The sequence below is a fragment of the Samsonia erythrinae genome, assembly GCF_004342665.1.
Lineage (GTDB): Bacteria > Pseudomonadota > Gammaproteobacteria > Enterobacterales > Enterobacteriaceae > Samsonia > Samsonia erythrinae.
In genome coordinates, this window is sequence record NZ_SMBY01000001.1 from 198,758 (window position 1) to 216,694 (window position 17,937).

Genomic DNA, 17,937 nt, shown 5'->3' on the forward strand with positions numbered 1-17,937 from the left:
GAACTTTTGCTGAAGTATCGCCTGATTACTGCTTTTATTTTAATTCCGATTGTTATTGCGGCGCTTTTTTTGCTGCCCCCGCTGGGGTTCAAGCTTGTTACGCTGGCTATCTGCATGCTGGCTGCGTGGGAATGGGGGCAACTGGCAGGTTTCGCCTCTTATGCTCAACGTTTGTGGCTCGCCATTCTGTGCGGCTTCTTGTTGGCCCTGATGTTATTATCGCTCCCGGCTTATCATTATTCCGTTCATATTCCGCAAATCAGTATTACCCTGTGGTCATCGCTGGTGTGGTGGGGTATCGCGTTGTTTTTGGTTCTGTTTTATCCGTCCTCCGCATCTTTCTGGCGTCATTCGCGCACGCTACGGATCCTCTTCGGGGTTATGACAATCGTGCCGTTTTTTTGGGGCATGGTCGCGCTTCGCCAATATCATTACGCGATTAACCCGTTCATTGGCGCCTGGTGGTTGCTCTATGTCATGCTGCTGGTGTGGGGAGCGGACAGTGGCGCTTATCTGTTCGGTAAACTGTTTGGTAAACGCAAACTCGCGCCAAAGGTTTCGCCGGGCAAAACCTGGGAAGGGTTTCTCGGCGGTCTGGCGACCTCGGCGTTAATCTCTCTGCTGTTTAGCCTCTATGCGCCATTAACGGTGGTGACATCGACGTTGCTGATTTGTTCTGTCGCTGCTGCGCTGGCCTCGGTACTGGGGGATTTGACGGAAAGCATGTTTAAACGCGAAGCGGGCATCAAAGACAGTAGCCATTTGATTCCAGGGCATGGTGGCGTGCTCGATCGTATTGATAGCCTGACTGCGGCGGTCCCGGTTTTTTCTTGCCTGATGTTGCTGCTATATAACGTAGCTTAAAAATGAAGCGGTAGAGTGTATTTATGCTGAATTTCCTCTGGAGTCTGGCCGCGTTTATCATCGCACTGGGTGTGTTGGTCACCGTCCATGAGTTTGGTCATTTTTGGGTCGCGCGACGCTGTGGCGTAAAGGTCGAGCGTTTCTCCGTCGGCTTTGGCCGTGCGTTGTGGCGTCGTCGTGACCGCACGGGGACGGAATTCGTGGTCGCGCTGATCCCGCTTGGCGGCTATGTGAAGATGCTGGATGAGCGCGTGGACACCGTCGCGCCGGAATTCCGCCACCTGTCGTTCAACAGCAAAACCGTCTGGCAGCGTGCAGCGATTGTCAGTGCAGGCCCGGTTGCCAACTTCCTGTTTGCCATTGCGGCTTACTGGCTGGTGTTTATTCTCGGCGTACCGGGTGTGCGTCCGGTTGTTGGTGAAATATTGCCCAACTCCATTGCCGCACAGGCGGAAATGTCGGCAGGAATGGAACTAAAGTCCGTTGATGGTATCGAAACGCCTGATTGGGATTCGGCTCGTCTGGCGCTGATCGGCAAGATTGGCGATAGCGACGTAGTGATTGGTACTGCGCCTTTGGGATCCGATCGTGTCGTCCAGAAAACCCTGGATTTACGTGACTGGCAGTTCGAGCCAGATAGACAAGATCCTGCGACATCGTTGGGGATTGTCCCGCGAGGTCCGCAAATCGAGCCGGTATTGCATCAGGTACAGAACGGGTCGGCGGCAGAAAAAGCGGGTTTGCAAGTCGGGGACAGGATCGTTAAAGTCGACGGGCAGGTTTTAGCGCAATGGCGTGATTTTGTCATCGCCGTGCGTGATAATCCCGGGCAATCTCTCGCTCTGGAGGTGGAACGCAACGGCGAAGTTTTGCCGTTAACGCTGACGCCCGACAGTAAATCCGTAGGAAATGGCAGAGTTGAAGGTCTGGCAGGCGTGATGCCGAGTGTGACGCCGCTGCCCGAAGAGTACAGGACTGTACGTCAGTATGGGCCGTTCAGCGCGGTCTATCAGGCAACGGATAAAACCTGGCAACTGATGAAGTTGACCGTCAGTATGTTAGGGAAACTGGTTACGGGTGATGTTAAGCTGAACAATCTGAGTGGTCCGATTTCGATTGCGCAGGGTGCTGGCATGTCAGCCGATTATGGCTTGATCTATTACCTGATGTTTTTGGCCTTAATCAGCGTTAATCTGGGGATCATCAATCTGTTCCCTTTGCCGGTATTGGATGGAGGACACCTGCTTTTTCTTGCGGTTGAAAAGCTAAAGGGCAGGCCGGTTTCTGAGCGTGTGCAGGACGTTAGCTACCGCATTGGTACAGTATTGCTGATGTTGTTAATGGGACTCGCACTTTTCAATGATTTCTCTCGCCTCTAGGCGCGGGATTAGGTTAGGAAAAACGCATAACAACGATGGCGATGAAAAAGTTGCTCATAGCGTCGCTGCTGTTCAGCAGCGCAACCGTATACGGTGCAGACGGGTTCGTAGTGAAGGACATTCATTTCGAAGGCCTGCAAAGAGTGGCCGTCGGGGCGGCACTGCTTAGTATGCCAGTCCGTGTTGGTGATACCATCAGCGATGATGATATCGGTAATACCATCCGAGCCTTGTTTGCGACCGGAAATTTTGAAGATGTTCGCGTCCTGCGCGATGGTCAAACGCTGATTGTGCAGGTGAAAGAACGCCCGACAATCGCCAGCCTCACTTTTTCCGGCAATAAGTCGGTCAAAGACGACATGCTGAAAGAAAACCTGGAAGCCTCTGGCGTGCGGGTCGGCGAAGCGCTGGATCGCACGGCGCTTACCACCATCGAAAAAGGGTTGGAAGACTTCTACTACAGCGTCGGTAAGTACAGCGCGTCGGTAAAAGCCGTCGTTACGCCATTACCGCGCAATCGTGTAGACCTGAAGCTGGTCTTCACGGAAGGGGTTTCCGCCAAAATCCAGCAGATCAATATCGTCGGTAATAAGGCGTTTAGCTCTGACGAGTTGATCTCCCGTTTCCAACTGCGCGATGAGGTGCCGTGGTGGAACGTGGTGGGCGATCGTAAATACCAGAAGCAAAAGCTGTCTGGCGATCTGGAAACCTTACGCAGTTTCTATCTGGATCGCGGCTACGCGCGATTCAACATCGACTCCACTCAGGTGAGCCTGACGCCGGACAAAAAAGGCATCTACATCACCATCAATATGACAGAGGGCGATCAGTACAAGCTCTCTGATGTTGTGGTGAAAGGCAATCTGGCTGGTCACTCTGCGGAAATCGAAGGCCTGACGAAGATCGAGCCGGGTGAACTCTACAACGGGGCGAAAGTAACCCGAATGGAAGAGGACATCAAGAAGCTGCTGGGCCGCTACGGTTACGCCTATCCGCGCGTCGTCACGCAGCCGGAAATCAATGACGCGGACAAGACGGTGAAACTGAACATCAATGTTGATGCCGGTAACCGTTTCTATGTGCGTCATATCCGCTTTGACGGCAATGATACCTCGAAAGATTCCGTCCTGCGCCGAGAAATGCGTCAGATGGAAGGCGCCTGGTTAGGCAACGATCTGGTTGAGCAGGGTAAAGAGCGTTTAAACCGCCTTGGCTATTTTGAAAACGTGGATGTGGAAACGCAGCGCGTGCCCGGTACGGCCGATCAGGTGGATGTGACGTATAAAGTTAAAGAGCGCAATACCGGTACATTTAACTTTGGGGTCGGTTTCGGTACGGAAAGCGGCGTGAGCTTCCAGGCCGGAGTTCAGCAGGATAACTGGCTGGGGACGGGTAACTCCGTTGGTATCAGCGGGACGAAAAACGACTATCAGACGTACGTCGAACTGTCACTGACCGATCCGTACTTTACGGTTGACGGCGTCAGCCTCGGCGGTCGCATCTTCTACAACAAATTTGAAGCCTATGACGCGGATCTGTCTGATTACACCAATGTGAGTTATGGCATCGGGAGTACGCTTGGTTTCCCGATTAACGAGAATAACTCACTGCGCCTCGGTTTGGATTACGTGCATAACGATCTGTCGGATATGAAACCGCAGGTGGCGATGTGGCGCTATCTGGACTCTGTCGGCGTGAAGCCCTCGGTCGTTGAAGAAGGCAATAAATCCAGCGCTGACTTCAAGGCGAACGATTTCTTCCTGAATACCGGATGGTCGTATAACAATCTCGATCGCGGTTACTTCCCGACGAAAGGGACGCGGGCTTCTGCAAACGTCAAAGTTACCGTGCCGGGATCTGACAACGAATACTACAAACTGACGTTTGATTCGGCGAGCTACTACCCGTTGACCGACAGCGGTAAATGGGTCGTGATGGGCCGTACGCGCGCAGGCTTTGCTGATGGTCTCGGCAGTAAAGAAGTGCCGTTCTATGACAACTTCTATGCCGGGGGATCTGGTACGGTGCGTGGCTTCCAGTCAAACACGATTGGGCCTAAAGCGGCGTATTATAAGTGTTCAACGCCGCTTCCGGGTTCGTATTCCGGCTGTCCGATCGATAAAGATAATCTGGATGATGCCGTCGGCGGTAATGCTATGGCGGTCGCAAGTGTTGAACTAATTGTGCCTACGCCATTTATCAGCGATAAATACGCAAACTCTGTGCGCACCTCCTTCTTTGTGGATGGCGGTACGGTATGGGATACCAACTGGGAAAATACGCAGGCAACGATTGATGCAGGCGTGCCGGATTACAGCAAGGCGAGTAACTTCCGTGTTTCCAGCGGTATCGCGTTGCAATGGATGTCTCCGCTTGGGCCATTGGTCTTCTCCTATGCCCAGCCGGTTAAAAAGTACGATGGAGACAAGTCGGAACAGTTCCAGTTTAACATTGGCAAAACCTGGTAATGTGACGTCAACAGGTCGTATGCAGGGAATGTTGCATCGTGATTCATCGATATGACGAGTCCAAACGCAATAAATGTGGGTAACATTTATATCAAGACATGATGCCCATCGTTAAAGTGTCAAGACACAACTAGGTTAGGTTGAGGAGTTTATAGTGAAAAAGTGGTTATGTGCCGCAGGCCTCGGTTTAGCATTGGCTGCTTCAGCCAGCGTTCAGGCTGCTGATAAAATCGCCGTTGTTAACGTCTCCAGCATTTTCCAACAGCTGCCGCAGCGTGAAACCGTCGGCAAACAGCTGGAAAACGAGTTCAAGGGCCGTGCTTCTGAGCTTCAGACGATGGAAAACAGCCTGCAGACAAAAATGCAAAAACTGCAACGTGATGGCTCTACCATGAAGGCGAGCGAGCGCAGCAAAATGGAAAAAGATATCATGGCGCAGCGTGAGCAATTTTCGACAAAAGCTCAGGCTTTCGACCAGGATAATCGCCGTCGTCAGATGGAAGAACGCAACAAAATCCTGAGCCGTATTCAGGATGCGGTGAAAGCCGTTGCAACCAAAGAAGGTTATGATGTTGTGATTGACGCGAATGCGGTTGCGTATGTCGCCAATGCCAAAGACATTACGGCCGATGTACTGAAACAGGTTAAATAATACATGTATTCAATTCGACTGGACGCGTTAGCTCAACAGTTGGATGCACAATTACACGGTGATGGCGATATCGTCATCACCGGTATTGCTTCTATGCATTCGGCAAAAACTGGGCAGATTACGTTTCTTTCCGACAGTCGTTACCGTGAGCAACTCGCAGGGACGCAAGCGTCGGCGGTTGTGCTGACTGAGGCGGATTTACCTTACTGTCAGGTCGCGGCGCTGGTGGTGAAAAATCCCTATCTTACCTATGCGCGCATGGCGCAGCTAATGGATACGACGCCGTCGCCGGCCACTGATATTGCCCCGAGCGCGGTGATTGCGTCAGATGCGACGCTGGGCGAGGCTGTTTCCGTCGGCGCGAACGCCGTGATTGAATCCGGCGCGCAGCTGGGTGATGGCGTCGTCATTGGGCCAGGCTGTTTTGTCGGTAAAAATGCCCGCATTGGCGCAGGAACGCGTCTATGGGCCAACGTCACGATTTACCATCATGTTATCCTCGGCGAGCACTGCCTGATTCAGTCCGGCGCGGTGATAGGTTCGGACGGTTTTGGTTACGCCAACGATCGCGGCAACTGGATCAAGATCCCGCAGTTGGGAACGGTCAGAATTGGCGATCGGGTTGAAATCGGGGCGAGCACGACGATCGATCGCGGCGCACTGGATGATACCGTTATTGGTCATGGCGTCATCATTGATAACCAATGTCAGATTGCGCACAACGTCGTGATTGGCGACAATACTGCCGTGGCGGGCGGCGTCATTATGGCGGGGAGCTTGAAAATCGGCCGTTATTGCATGATCGGCGGTGCCAGCGTGATTAATGGGCACATGGAGATCTGCGATAAAGTGACGGTTACGGGAATGGGAATGGTCATGCGACCGATTACCGAACCTGGGGTATACTCTTCGGGCATTCCTTTGCAACCCAATAAAGTATGGCGTAAAACCGCAGCGCTGGTGATGAATATTGATGAGATAAGCAAACGGTTGAAAGCCGTTGAACGAAAAGTCGATAACATTTAATCACTTGCGTATTTATTTGCGGCCTGCCTGAAGACACCTATTTAGGGTCTGCGCAGGCCGTGTTGTTAATGGCATCAGTTTTATGGACAGGAAGAGTATTTTGACTACTGACACTCATACTCTGCATATTGAAGAGATTTTAGAACTATTACCCCACCGTTTCCCGTTTTTGCTGGTTGATCGGGTTCTGGATTTCGAAGAAGGGAAATTTCTGCGGGCGGTGAAAAACGTCTCTTTCAACGAACCTTTCTTTCAGGGGCACTTTCCCGGTAAGCCGATTTTTCCCGGCGTATTGATTCTGGAAGCGATGGCTCAGGCAACCGGTATTCTGGCGTTCAAAAGCGTTGGCAAACTGGAGCCGGGCGAGTTGTACTATTTTGCGGCTGTCGACGAAGCGCGCTTTAAGCGCCCTGTACAGCCTGGCGATCAAATGATCCTGGAAGTTGAATTCATCAAAGAGCGTCGCGGCGTTGCACGCTTTAAAGGTGTTGCCAAAGTTGATGGCGAAGTGGCCTGTGAAGCGTCAATGATGTGTGCTCGTCGTCGGGAGGCCTGATAACGTGATTGATCAAACCGCCTTTATTCATCCCAGTTCCATTGTTGAAGACGGCGCCGTCATTGGTGCCGGTGTTCATATTGGCCCTTTCTGCTTTATCGGCTCTCAGGTAGAGATCGGAGCGGGTACGGTGCTGAAATCGCATGTCGTCGTCAATGGTGTGACTAAAATTGGCCGTGACAACGAAATCTATCAGTTTACCTCGATTGGAGAGGTGAATCAGGATCTCAAATACGCCGGTGAGCCGACCCGCGTTGAGATTGGCGATCGTAACCGTATTCGTGAAAGCGTCACAATTCATCGTGGCACGACGCAGGGCGGTGGGTTGACTAAAGTCGGTAGCGATAACTTGCTGATGATCAATACGCATATCGCACACGACTGCGTGGTCGGTAATCGCTGTATTCTGGCGAATAACGCCACGCTGGGCGGGCATGTCTCTATTGATGATTTCGCCATCATTGGTGGAATGACGGCCGTGCACCAGTTCTGCATCATCGGGACGCACGTCATGGTTGGCGGGTGTTCCGGCGTGGCTCAGGACGTGCCGCCTTATGTTATCGCGCAGGGTAACCATGCTTCGCCGTTTGGCCTCAACATTGAAGGATTGAAGCGTCGTGGTTTCGAGAAAGAGACGCTGCACGCTATCCGCAATGCTTATAAGCTGATCTATCGCAGCGGTAAAACGCTGGATGACGTGAAGCCGGAAATCGACGCGCTGGCGGCTGAACACCCCGCCGTGCAGGCATTTTCCGATTTCTTTGCCCGTTCTACGCGCGGCATCATTCGTTAATCTATGTCATCTCGTCCTTTGACTATTGGGCTGGTCGCCGGGGAAACCTCCGGCGACATCCTTGGCGCAGGCTTGATCCGCGCGCTAAAAGAAAAGGTGCCCGATGCGCGCTTTGTGGGTGTCGCCGGGCCGAGGATGCAGGCCGAAGGCTGTGAAGTCTGGTATGAGATGGAAGAGCTGGCCGTCATGGGTATTGTGGAAGTGCTTGGGCGGTTGCCTCGTCTGCTGAAAATCCGGCGGGATTTAACCCAGCGTTTTAGTGAACTCCGCCCGGATGTGTTTGTCGGCATTGATGCGCCTGATTTCAACATCACGCTGGAGGCCAACCTCAAACAGCGGGGTATTCACACGATTCATTACGTCAGCCCATCCGTATGGGCATGGCGGCAAAAACGCGTTTTCAAAATAGGTAAAGCGACGAATCTGGTGTTGGCGTTTTTGCCTTTTGAAAAAGCGTTTTACGATCGTTTCAATGTGCCTTGTCGTTTTATTGGTCATACCATGGCTGATGCGATGCCGTTGCATCCTGATAAGACGGCGGCGCGCGCGGCGTTGGGTATTGCGCCTTCCGCGCATTGTCTGGCGCTGTTGCCGGGCAGCCGCGGCGCGGAGGTTGAAATGCTGAGCGCGGATTTTCTCAACACGGCGGTATTGCTAAGCCGGCATTTCCCCGATTTGGACATTGTGGTTCCGCTGGTAAATAGCAAACGGCGTGAACAGTTTGAGCGGATCAAAAGCAGCGTCGCTCCCGATTTGCGCGTGCACCTGCTGGATGGGCAGGCGCGAGAAGCCATGATTGCCAGCGATGCGGCGCTATTGGCATCCGGTACGGCGGCGCTGGAGTGTATGCTGGCGAAATGCCCGATGGTTGTGGGGTATCGTATGAAGCCCTTTACCTTTTGGTTAGCGCAGCGGCTGGTGAAAACACCGTGGGTGTCGCTGCCGAATTTGCTGGCCGGGCGGGAACTGGTGACGGAATTGCTACAGACTGACTGCACGCCGGATAAGCTGGCGGAGGCGCTGTTGCCGCTGTTTGATGCGCAGAAAACGGCGGCGCTACGCACGACGTTTGTGGATTTACACCAACAGATCCGCTGTAACGCCGATGAGCAAGCCGCTCAGGCCGTGCTGGAATTCGTAAAATCATGAATGAAATGTTTATCTATCCGCAGGCGACCTGTATCGCAGGGGTTGATGAAGTGGGCCGTGGTCCTCTGGTTGGCGCGGTTGTGACGGCAGCGGTCATTCTTGACCCCACGCGGCCCATTGTCGGACTGGCTGATTCCAAACAGCTGAGTGAGAAACGTCGACAGGCGCTTTATGATGAAATCAAAGAGAAAGCGCTGGCGTGGAGCCTCGGTCGGGCAGAGCCGGAAGAAATCGATCGGCTGAATATTCTGCATGCTACCATGCTGGCGATGCAGCGTGCGGTGGCGGGATTGGCTATCGTCCCTGATTTCGTGCTCATTGATGGCAATCGTTGTCCGGCGTTGCCGATGCCCGCTCAGGCGGTCGTTAAAGGAGATAGCCGCGTAGCGGAAATCAGCGCGGCTTCGATTATGGCGAAAGTGACCCGTGACCGTGAGATGGTCGAGTTGGATCATCGCTTTCCTGATTACGGTTTTGCTCAGCATAAGGGCTATCCAACCGCTTTTCATCTACAGAAACTGGCCGCGTTGGGCGCGACCGAGTTTCATCGTCGGAGCTTTGCGCCAGTAAAACGGGCTCTAGGGCTGGCGTAAAACAACATCATTCACTCTCGGCGTGGCATGCGATAATGTAGGCCATGCTGACTAATCGATAAATTCTGGGATCTGGAGATGGCCGAACTACGTTTTGTTCACCTGCGTGTTCACAGTGACTATTCCATGATCGATGGGCTGGCCAAGGTCGGGCCGCTGGTAAAAAAAGCGGCTGCGCTCGGCATGCCAGCGCTGGCGATCACCGATTTCACCAACCTGTGCGGGCTGGTGAAATTCTATGGCGGCGCGCATGGGGCAGGGATTAAGCCTATTGTCGGCGCGGATTTCTGTGTCGAAAGCGACGAATTAGGGGATGAACTGGCGCATCTTACGGTGCTGGCCATGAATAATGTCGGTTACCAGAACCTGACGCAGCTGATCTCCCATGCTTACCAACGCGGCTACGGTCCCGCCGGGCCGACGATAGATCGCGACTGGCTGATTGAATATCAGGAAGGGCTGATTTTATTGTCAGGCGGTCGCCATGGCGACGTCGGCAAATTTTTGCTACGGGGAAATCAGGTACAGGCTGAGCAATGTCTGGCGTTCTATCAGATGCATTTCCCCCAGCGCTACTATCTGGAACTGATCCGGACTTCCCGCCCCGACGAAGAGAGTTACCTGCACGCCGCCGTTGAATTGGCAACGAAGCACGGGGTGCCTGTCGTGGCGACCAATGAAGTCTGCTTTATTAGCTCTGACGATTTTGACGCACACGAGATCCGCGTCGCGATCCACGATGGCTATACGCTTGATGACCCGAAGCGCCCACGCAAATACAGCCCGCAGCAGTATATGCGCACCGAAGAAGAGATGTGCCAGCTCTTTGCGGATATTCCCGAGGCGTTGGCGAATAGCGTAGAAATCGCCAAGCGTTGTAACGTCACGATTCGTCTGGGGGAATATTTTCTGCCGCAGTTCCCGACAGGCGATATGACCACCGAAGATTTTTTGATCAAGTGTGCAAAAGAAGGGTTGGAAGAACGCCTTGAGTTCCTGTTTCCGGACCCGGAAGTGCGCGCTGCGCGTCGGCCAGAATACGATGAGCGTCTGGATATTGAACTGGGCGTGATCAACCAGATGGGGTTCCCCGGCTACTTCCTGATTGTGATGGAGTTTATTCAGTGGTCGAAGGACAATGATGTGCCGGTGGGGCCGGGACGCGGTTCTGGCGCGGGATCGCTGGTGGCCTACGCGCTGAAGATCACCGATCTGGATCCATTGGAATTCGACCTGCTGTTTGAACGTTTCCTCAACCCTGAACGTGTTTCCATGCCCGACTTCGATGTCGATTTCTGTATGGAAAAACGCGACAGGGTTATCGACCACGTTGCGGAAATGTATGGCCGTGACGCGGTGTCGCAGATTATCACGTTCGGCACGATGGCGGCGAAGGCGGTGATCCGTGACGTAGGTCGTGTGCTCGGACACCCTTATGGTTTTGTCGATCGGATCTCCAAGCTGGTGCCGCCCGATCCGGGCATGACGCTGGAAAAAGCTTTTGCCGCCGAACCGCAGCTGCCGGAAATTTATGAGGCCGATGAAGAAGTCAGGGCGCTCATCGATATGGCGCGTAAGCTCGAAGGGGTCACGCGTAACGCCGGTAAACACGCCGGGGGGGTGGTGATATCCCCCACCAAGATCACGGATTTCGCCCCGCTGTATTGCGATGCGGAAGGGAATCACCCGGTTACCCAGTTTGATAAAAACGATGTGGAGTATGCCGGACTGGTGAAGTTTGACTTCCTCGGTCTGCGCACGTTAACCATCATCGATTGGGCGCTGGGGATGATTAACGCACGCCGAGCGAAGCAAGGGCTGGAGCCGATTGATATCGCGGCGATCCCGCTCGACGATAAAAAAAGCTTCGACATGCTGCAACGTTCGGAAACCACCGCGGTATTCCAGCTTGAATCGCGCGGAATGAAGGATCTCATTAAGCGCCTGAAGCCCGACTGTTTTGAAGATATGATCGCGCTGGTGGCGCTATTCCGCCCCGGTCCGTTACAGTCAGGCATGGTGGATAACTTCATCGACCGTAAACATGGTCGCGAAGAGATTTCCTATCCTGATATCGAGTGGCAGCACGAGTCACTCAAGCCGGTGCTGGAACCGACCTACGGCATCATCCTGTATCAGGAACAGGTCATGCAGATTGCTCAAGTGCTGTCTGGTTATACGCTCGGCGGGGCGGATATGCTGCGTCGCGCCATGGGTAAGAAAAAGCCTGAGGAGATGGCTAAGCAGCGTTCCGTCTTCAAAGAAGGGGCGGAGAGGATGGGCGTCGACGGTGAACTGTCGATGAAAATCTTCGACCTGGTGGAAAAATTCGCCGGCTATGGTTTTAATAAATCCCACTCGGCGGCCTATGCGCTGGTGTCTTACCAGACGCTGTGGCTGAAAGCACACTATCCGGCTGAATTTATGGCGGCGGTCATGACGGCCGACATGGACAATACCGATAAAGTGGTGGGGCTGGTTGATGAGTGCTGGCGGATGGGGTTAAAAATCCTGCCGCCGGATATCAACAGCGGGCTGTACCATTTCCACGTTAATGACGACGGTGAGATTGTTTACGGCATCGGTGCGATCAAAGGCGTGGGTGAAGGGCCGATTGAAGCGATCATTGAAGCGCGTAATCAGGGCGGGTATTTTAGGGAGCTGTTCGACCTCTGTGCCCGTACCGACATCAAAAAGCTGAACCGCCGCGTGCTGGAAAAGCTGATTATGTCCGGCGCGTTCGATCGGTTAGGGCCACACCGCGCCGCGCTAATGAATTCGCTGGGCGATGCGCTGAAAGCCGCCGATCAGCATGCTAAAGCCGAAGCCACCGGCCAGGTGGATATGTTCGGCGTGTTGGCTGAGGCGCCCGAACAGGTTGAACAATCCTACAGTACGGTGCCGCCGTGGCCGGAACAGGTGGTGCTGGATGGTGAACGGGAGACGCTGGGCCTATACCTGACCGGACACCCGATTACGCAATATCTGAAGGAAATCGAACGTTATGCCGGCGGCGTGCGTTTGAAAGACATGCACCCGACGGAACGGGGCAAAATGACGACGGCGGTTGGGCTGGTGTTGGCGGCCCGCGTGATGGTTACCAAACGGGGCAACCGTATTGGTGTCTGTACGCTGGACGATCGCTCTGGTCGTCTCGAAATAATGCTGTTTACCGATGCATTGGAAAAATATCAGCATTTGCTGGAGAAAGACCGTATCCTTATCGCCAGTGGACAGGTCAGCTTTGATGACTTCAGCGGCGGGCTTAAAATGACCGTCCGGGAGCTAATGGATATCAGCGAAGCGCGGGAAAAATACGCGCGCGGGCTTGCTATCTCGCTGACTGACAGGCAAATTGATGACCAGCTATTAAACCGTCTCCGCCAATCGTTGGAACCCCACCGATCGGGGACGATCCCAGTGCATCTCTATTACCAGCGTGAAGATGCGCGCGCTCGATTACGTTTCGGCGCTGCATGGCGTATAACGCCAGCCGATGCGCTACTTAACGAGCTACGCACATTAGTAGGGAATGAGCAGGTGGAACTGGAATTTGACTAATATGGGAATACTATGAGTCTGAATTTTCTTGATTTTGAGCAGCCGATTGCAGAGTTGGAAGCGAAAATTGACTCGCTGACCGCAGTCAGCCGTCAAGACGAAAAATTGGATATTAATCTGGACGAAGAAGTTCAGCGCCTGCGTGAGAAGAGCGTTGAACTGACGCGCAAAATCTTCTCTGATTTGGGGGCCTGGCAGGTCGCTCAGTTGGCGCGTCATCCGCAACGTCCGTATACGCTTGATTATATTAAGCATATTTTTACCGATTTCGATGAGCTGGCGGGCGATCGCGCCTATGCCGATGATAAAGCCATTGTTGGCGGGATCGCCCGTCTGGATGGGCGCCCGGTGATGATCATTGGTCACCAGAAAGGGCGTGAAACCAAAGAAAAGATTCGTCGCAATTTCGGTATGCCTGCGCCGGAAGGGTATCGTAAAGCGCTGCGCTTAATGGAGATGGCTGAACGCTTCAGGATGCCGATCATCACCTTTATCGATACGCCGGGGGCTTATCCGGGGGTGGGCGCGGAAGAACGCGGCCAGTCTGAAGCGATTGCGCGCAACCTGCGTGAAATGTCGACGCTGCGTGTTCCTATCATTTGCACCGTTATCGGTGAAGGTGGCTCTGGCGGGGCGTTGGCTATCGGCGTGGGCGATAAAGTCAACATGCTGCAATACAGCACCTACTCGGTGATTTCGCCGGAAGGTTGCGCGTCGATTCTGTGGAAAAGTGCGGATAAAGCGCCGCTGGCTGCGGAGGCCATGGGCATCACTGCGCCGCGTCTGAAAGAGCTGAAGCTGATTGACTCCGTGATCCCTGAACCGCTGGGCTCCGCTCACCGCAACGTACCGGCCATGGCGGCATCCCTGAAAACGCAACTGCTGACCGATTTGCTCGATCTTGACGGTCTGAGTGAAGAAGAGTTGTTGAATCGTCGCTATCAGCGTTTGATGAATTACGGCTACTGCTGATCGCATGATGACGGGATAGCGTTATTCGCCATGACATTATCCGACGCCGTATCCAGGTGTTAATCTGAAAGTCCGTTGTCATTCCTGGCAGCGGACTTTTTGCCATGAGGGTCTGAGCCATGCTGGCATTGCTTGACGTACATCACATCGCGGTGATTGCCTCTGACTATGAGCGCAGCAAGGCATTTTATTGTGATGTGCTGGGATTCACGTTGAATAATGAGGTCTACCGCGCCGCCCGACAGTCATGGAAAGGCGATCTCTCACTGAATGGGCGTTACACCATTGAGCTTTTTTCGTTCCCTCATCCCCCCGCGCGAATCAGCCGGCCTGAAGCCTGTGGCCTGCGCCATCTGGCTTTTGCCGTGCGTGATGTTGAGGCGTCCATCGCCGAACTGGCGCGCGCCGGCGTGGTCTGCGAGCCTGTCAGAATCGATCCTGAAACGCAGCAGCGCTTCACCTTTTTTGCCGATCCTGACGGTTTGCCGTTAGAACTGTATGAGATCTGATGCCGTGAGCCATATCGAACCCGGTGATGTACTACTCCAAACGCTCATGGCGCAAATCGCCGGATGCGGCAAGATCCTGCTGGCATACAGCGGCGGTCTGGATTCCAGCGTCCTGCTGCATTTGCTGGTGGCGGCACGCCAGCATTCGGGGATAATTGTTCGCGCCGCTTATGTGCACCACGGGTTGAATCCGCTGGCAGACAGTTGGGCTGAACATTGCCGCCGGCAGTGCGAACATTGGCAGGTGCCGTTTACCTCGTTACCGGTGACGGTCGCGGCGCAAAACGGCGGCATTGAAGCCGCCGCCAGAGCCGCGCGTTATCAGGCGCTGCAAGCGCATTTGCAGAAGGGGGAGACGCTGTTGACGGCGCAGCATCTTGACGACCAGAGCGAAACTTTTTTACTGGCGCTCAAACGCGGCAGCGGGCCGGCCGGATTATCAGCGATGGCGGCAAGTACCTCTCTTGGCGCCCACCGCCTCATGCGACCGCTGTTAGACGTTGCTCGTCATCAATTAGAGGCGTATGCGCAACGGCATCAGCTACGTTGGATTGAAGATGACAGCAATCAGGATGAGCGTTTCGACCGCAATTTCCTCCGCCGCCAGATCTTACCGCGGTTGACACAGCGCTGGCCGCATTTCTCCTCTGCGGTGGCACGTAGCGCCCAGCTTTGCGCCGAGCAGGAACAGCTATTGGATGAACTGCTCGACGCGTCTTTACAGGCGCTATGCCAGCCGGATGGCGCACTGAGCATTGATGGCTTGCTGCCGCTCAGTCCGGTGCGTCGTTTTGCGCTGCTGCGGCGCTGGCTGGCTCAGCAAGGGGCGATGATGCCTGCGCGCGAGCAGCTTCAGCGCCTATGGGATGAGGTCGCGATGAGCCGTCAGGATGCGGAGCCGGTGTTGCAATTGAACCAGATGCAGATTCGCCGCTTTCGCCAATGTCTCTATCTGCTGCCGCCGATGCCGTCGCTAAAAACGCGTATCCTGCCGTGGAAGCCCATGTCGCGCCCGCTGTCGTTACCCGATAATTTGGGGACGCTGGCGCTGGACGAGGGTGGTATGGCAATGCGTGCGCCGGAGAAAGGGGAAACGGTGAGCATTCGCTTTTCGACCAGCGGGATTGTGCATATCGTCGGAAGGGACCGCGGACGGCAGATCAAGAAACTCTGGCAGGAGCTGGGCGTTCCTCCCTGGTGGCGCGACCGCACGCCGCTCGTGTTCTATAATGAACGGTTGATTGCCGCCGTGGGACGGTTCGTTACGCGGGAAGGGCAGGTTCAGGAACATCAGCCCGTGCGGCGTGTTCTCTGGCGAAAGGGCTGACATGAAAAACGGACAACTCGCGTTGTCCGTTTTGGTAAGCGTCATTTAGCGTGTGTCGCTAAAGAAAAACAGGGATCAGGATTCACTGACGACGACTTTCCCGATATCAGGATGGCTGAAACTGACGATGTGATCGAGACGTAATTCACGTGCGGCACCCGATTCTTCAATAATCAGATACTCAACGTGTTTGCGAGAGACCATGTCGCTGGCCTTGCCGGTGACGACTTCACCGTTGCGTAGTTCCAGGGTCAGCGTCAGATTCTGCTGACAAGTGGCTTCCAGGCTGTCGTAATCATCACAGTTGATGGGTTGATATTCGTTACTCATTGACATAATCACTCACCAATAAGTTAGCGGCGGCAAAGGCCGCCTGTTCCCTAACGGAGGAGGGCAGCGCATCGTCTGCGGCAATGCCATCCAGGGTTTTTAAAACACAGCCCAGCGAATCGGGTATATAGCCCAGATCGCCACTGGCGATCTCTGCGTATAAGCGACGTACTAATTCACAGTATTTTTGCACTATATCCTCCCTTGAAAGCTTAGCCCGGTAGACATTCATGCATTCTCGCCTGTGGTGGCGCGCAACGGTTGTAAGCCTACGAAGATAAACGCTATTCATCCAACCGACTATAGCATAGGCACCGGCAGGATATTAGTAACCTATAGAAGCCTAATCTCTCCGTTACGCGGCAGATATCACCTTTACTGTGAGGATGGCGGCAACTCAAGTAGACTGGGACGGAACAACGACGAGGTTACAGATGGCATTAAAAGCAACGGTTTACAAAGCAACAATCAATATTGCCGATATGGATCGGCATTTTTTTCACGACGCGAGCCTGACAATAGCGCAGCACCCGTCTGAAACTGAACAGCGCATGATGCTGAGGCTTTTGGCGTGGATTTGCCATGCGGACGAGAACCTGCGGTTCACTAAAGGGCTTAGTGCGGATGACGAACCGGAAATTTGGTTACACAACGATACGATGGAGTTGGCGTTGTGGATCGAGCTCGGTCTGCCGGATGAGAAACGGCTGAAGAAAGCCTGTAGTCAGTCGCGTTCCGTCGTGTTGTATGCCTACAGCGAGCGGGCGGCGCAGGTCTGGTGGAAGGGGATATCCGGCAAACTCGCCGGCTACAAAAATCTGGCTATCCGTTTTCTGGATGATGGCCAGCTTGCCCTGCTTGCCACGCTGATTCAACGCACGATGATATTGCAGGCTACGATACAGGACGGTACGATCTGGCTGTCTGACGACAAGAATAGTCTGGAAATCACATTTTCTGAGTGGAAAATAGCGCAGAGTCAGGGATGATAACAGACGGAAGTTTTTCCAAATAGCGAGTAATAACGATAACAACAGGGCGGAGACGGCAGGAAATAATGATGAAGAATCGGGTTATCAGTATGCTGTTGATGGTGGGAATGTCAGTGCTGATCGGGTGCCATGCTCGTTCGCAGGTTCAGGAGGAACCGCTGGAACCCATGGCGCAAAGTTATCGCGGCGTCTTACCCTGTGCCGATTGCGACGGAATTGATACCTCGTTGTTTCTGGAAAAAGACGGCACTTTTATCCTGCGTGAACAATATCAGTCGATACCGCAAGGCCCTGATACGTTCGCATCTTACGGGCAATGGCGTCGTACCGCGGATAAGCTGGTATTAACCGATAGTAAAGGGGAAAAACGCTATTTCCGCCCCGTTGGTCATTCTCTGGAAATGCTGGATCGACAGGGGCTACCCATCAATGCCTCGTTTCCTCATCAGTTGACGGAGACAGAACAGCCGTTGCCCAATACGCTGATGGCGATGAAGGGAATGTACCGTTATATGGCGGACGTCGCGACCTTCTCCGACTGTGCGACGGGGAAAACCTTCGTGATGGAGGATAGCGCTGAGCTGGAAAGGCAATATTTTCGGGTAAGAAATACGGCGGGTGAGCCAGTACTCCTTGTTCTAACGGCTCATTTCGCCATTATTCCGTCGATGGAGGAAGGGCAAATGGTCAAGGCCATCATCCCCGGCAACAGTGATAAAGCGCGTATGAGCGCACGCGAAAACTGTGATACGCAGATAGACTGACG

Annotated in this window: 17 protein-coding genes; 15 read left to right on the forward strand and 2 right to left on the reverse strand. The window is 53.9% G+C overall.

Annotated features, from left to right (window positions below; genetic code table 11):
* Window positions 1-6: 6 nt before the first annotated feature.
* The 13 genes from cdsA to tilS all read left to right on the forward strand — a co-directional run bounded on the left by cdsA (window position 7) and on the right by tilS (window position 15,849).
* Window positions 7-864 (forward strand): phosphatidate cytidylyltransferase, encoded by an 858-nt coding sequence (gene cdsA, locus EDC54_RS00860; protein ID WP_132452326.1) that lies wholly within the window; start codon window positions 7-9, stop codon window positions 862-864.
* 23 nt (window positions 865-887) lie between these two features.
* A complete protein-coding gene (rseP, locus tag EDC54_RS00865; RefSeq protein ID WP_132452328.1) occupies window positions 888-2,243 on the forward strand; it encodes a sigma E protease regulator RseP in 1,356 nt (451 codons plus the stop codon).
* Window positions 2,244-2,278: 35 nt separating this feature from the next.
* Window positions 2,279-4,711 carry an outer membrane protein assembly factor BamA gene (gene bamA / locus EDC54_RS00870; RefSeq protein ID WP_132452330.1) on the forward strand — a complete coding sequence of 811 codons (2,433 nt, stop codon included), beginning with the start codon at window positions 2,279-2,281 and terminating at the stop codon, window positions 4,709-4,711.
* Window positions 4,712-4,865: 154 nt separating this feature from the next.
* Complete coding sequence (gene skp, locus EDC54_RS00875) at window positions 4,866-5,363, forward strand: molecular chaperone Skp (protein ID WP_132452332.1); 498 nt, start codon at window positions 4,866-4,868, stop codon at window positions 5,361-5,363.
* 3 nt (window positions 5,364-5,366) lie between these two features.
* Window positions 5,367-6,389, forward strand: coding sequence for a UDP-3-O-(3-hydroxymyristoyl)glucosamine N-acyltransferase (lpxD, locus tag EDC54_RS00880; RefSeq protein WP_132452334.1), 1,023 nt, complete (start codon window positions 5,367-5,369; stop codon window positions 6,387-6,389).
* Window positions 6,390-6,471: 82 nt separating this feature from the next.
* Complete coding sequence (fabZ, locus tag EDC54_RS00885; RefSeq protein ID WP_196238423.1) at window positions 6,472-6,945, forward strand: 3-hydroxyacyl-ACP dehydratase FabZ; 474 nt, start codon at window positions 6,472-6,474, stop codon at window positions 6,943-6,945.
* A gap of 4 nt (window positions 6,946-6,949) precedes the next feature.
* The gene (gene lpxA / locus EDC54_RS00890) at window positions 6,950-7,738 is read left to right on the forward strand and encodes an acyl-ACP--UDP-N-acetylglucosamine O-acyltransferase (protein ID WP_132452336.1); all 789 of its coding nucleotides are present in this window, start codon (window positions 6,950-6,952) and stop codon (window positions 7,736-7,738) included.
* Between the two features lie 3 nt (window positions 7,739-7,741).
* Window positions 7,742-8,887: a lipid-A-disaccharide synthase gene (lpxB, locus tag EDC54_RS00895; protein ID WP_132452338.1), complete on the forward strand. Its 1,146-nt coding sequence runs from the start codon at window positions 7,742-7,744 to the stop codon at window positions 8,885-8,887.
* Window positions 8,884-9,480: a ribonuclease HII gene (gene rnhB / locus EDC54_RS00900; protein WP_132452340.1), complete on the forward strand. Its 597-nt coding sequence runs from the start codon at window positions 8,884-8,886 to the stop codon at window positions 9,478-9,480. The genes lpxB and rnhB overlap by 4 nt, the downstream gene beginning before the upstream one ends.
* Window positions 9,481-9,558: 78 nt before the next feature.
* A complete protein-coding gene (dnaE, locus tag EDC54_RS00905) occupies window positions 9,559-13,041 on the forward strand; it encodes a DNA polymerase III subunit alpha (protein WP_132452342.1) in 3,483 nt (1,160 codons plus the stop codon).
* Window positions 13,042-13,053: 12 nt separating this feature from the next.
* A complete protein-coding gene (gene accA, locus EDC54_RS00910) occupies window positions 13,054-14,013 on the forward strand; it encodes an acetyl-CoA carboxylase carboxyl transferase subunit alpha (protein WP_132452344.1) in 960 nt (319 codons plus the stop codon).
* A gap of 119 nt (window positions 14,014-14,132) precedes the next feature.
* The gene (locus EDC54_RS00915; RefSeq protein WP_132452346.1) at window positions 14,133-14,522 is read left to right on the forward strand and encodes a VOC family protein; all 390 of its coding nucleotides are present in this window, start codon (window positions 14,133-14,135) and stop codon (window positions 14,520-14,522) included.
* Window positions 14,512-15,849 (forward strand): tRNA lysidine(34) synthetase TilS, encoded by a 1,338-nt coding sequence (tilS, locus tag EDC54_RS00920; protein ID WP_132452348.1) that lies wholly within the window; start codon window positions 14,512-14,514, stop codon window positions 15,847-15,849. The genes EDC54_RS00915 and tilS overlap by 11 nt, the downstream gene beginning before the upstream one ends.
* 75 nt (window positions 15,850-15,924) lie before the next feature.
* On the opposite strand, the gene rof is transcribed toward tilS, so the two are convergent.
* Window positions 15,925-16,185 carry a Rho-binding antiterminator gene (gene rof / locus EDC54_RS00925; protein ID WP_132452350.1) on the reverse strand — a complete coding sequence of 87 codons (261 nt, stop codon included), beginning with the start codon at window positions 16,183-16,185 and terminating at the stop codon, window positions 15,925-15,927.
* The gene (locus EDC54_RS00930) at window positions 16,172-16,372 is read right to left on the reverse strand and encodes a YaeP family protein (protein WP_132452352.1); all 201 of its coding nucleotides are present in this window, start codon (window positions 16,370-16,372) and stop codon (window positions 16,172-16,174) included. Before EDC54_RS00930 ends, rof begins: the two co-directional genes overlap by 14 nt.
* 241 nt (window positions 16,373-16,613) lie before the next feature.
* On the opposite strand from EDC54_RS00930, the gene EDC54_RS00935 reads away from it, so the two are divergent.
* Window positions 16,614-17,168 (forward strand): YaeQ family protein, encoded by a 555-nt coding sequence (locus tag EDC54_RS00935; RefSeq protein ID WP_132452354.1) that lies wholly within the window; start codon window positions 16,614-16,616, stop codon window positions 17,166-17,168.
* A gap of 68 nt (window positions 17,169-17,236) precedes the next feature.
* Window positions 17,237-17,935, forward strand: a complete 699-nt coding sequence (nlpE, locus tag EDC54_RS00940; RefSeq protein WP_132452356.1) for an envelope stress response activation lipoprotein NlpE — start codon at window positions 17,237-17,239, stop codon at window positions 17,933-17,935.
* Window positions 17,936-17,937: the final 2 nt, after the last annotated feature.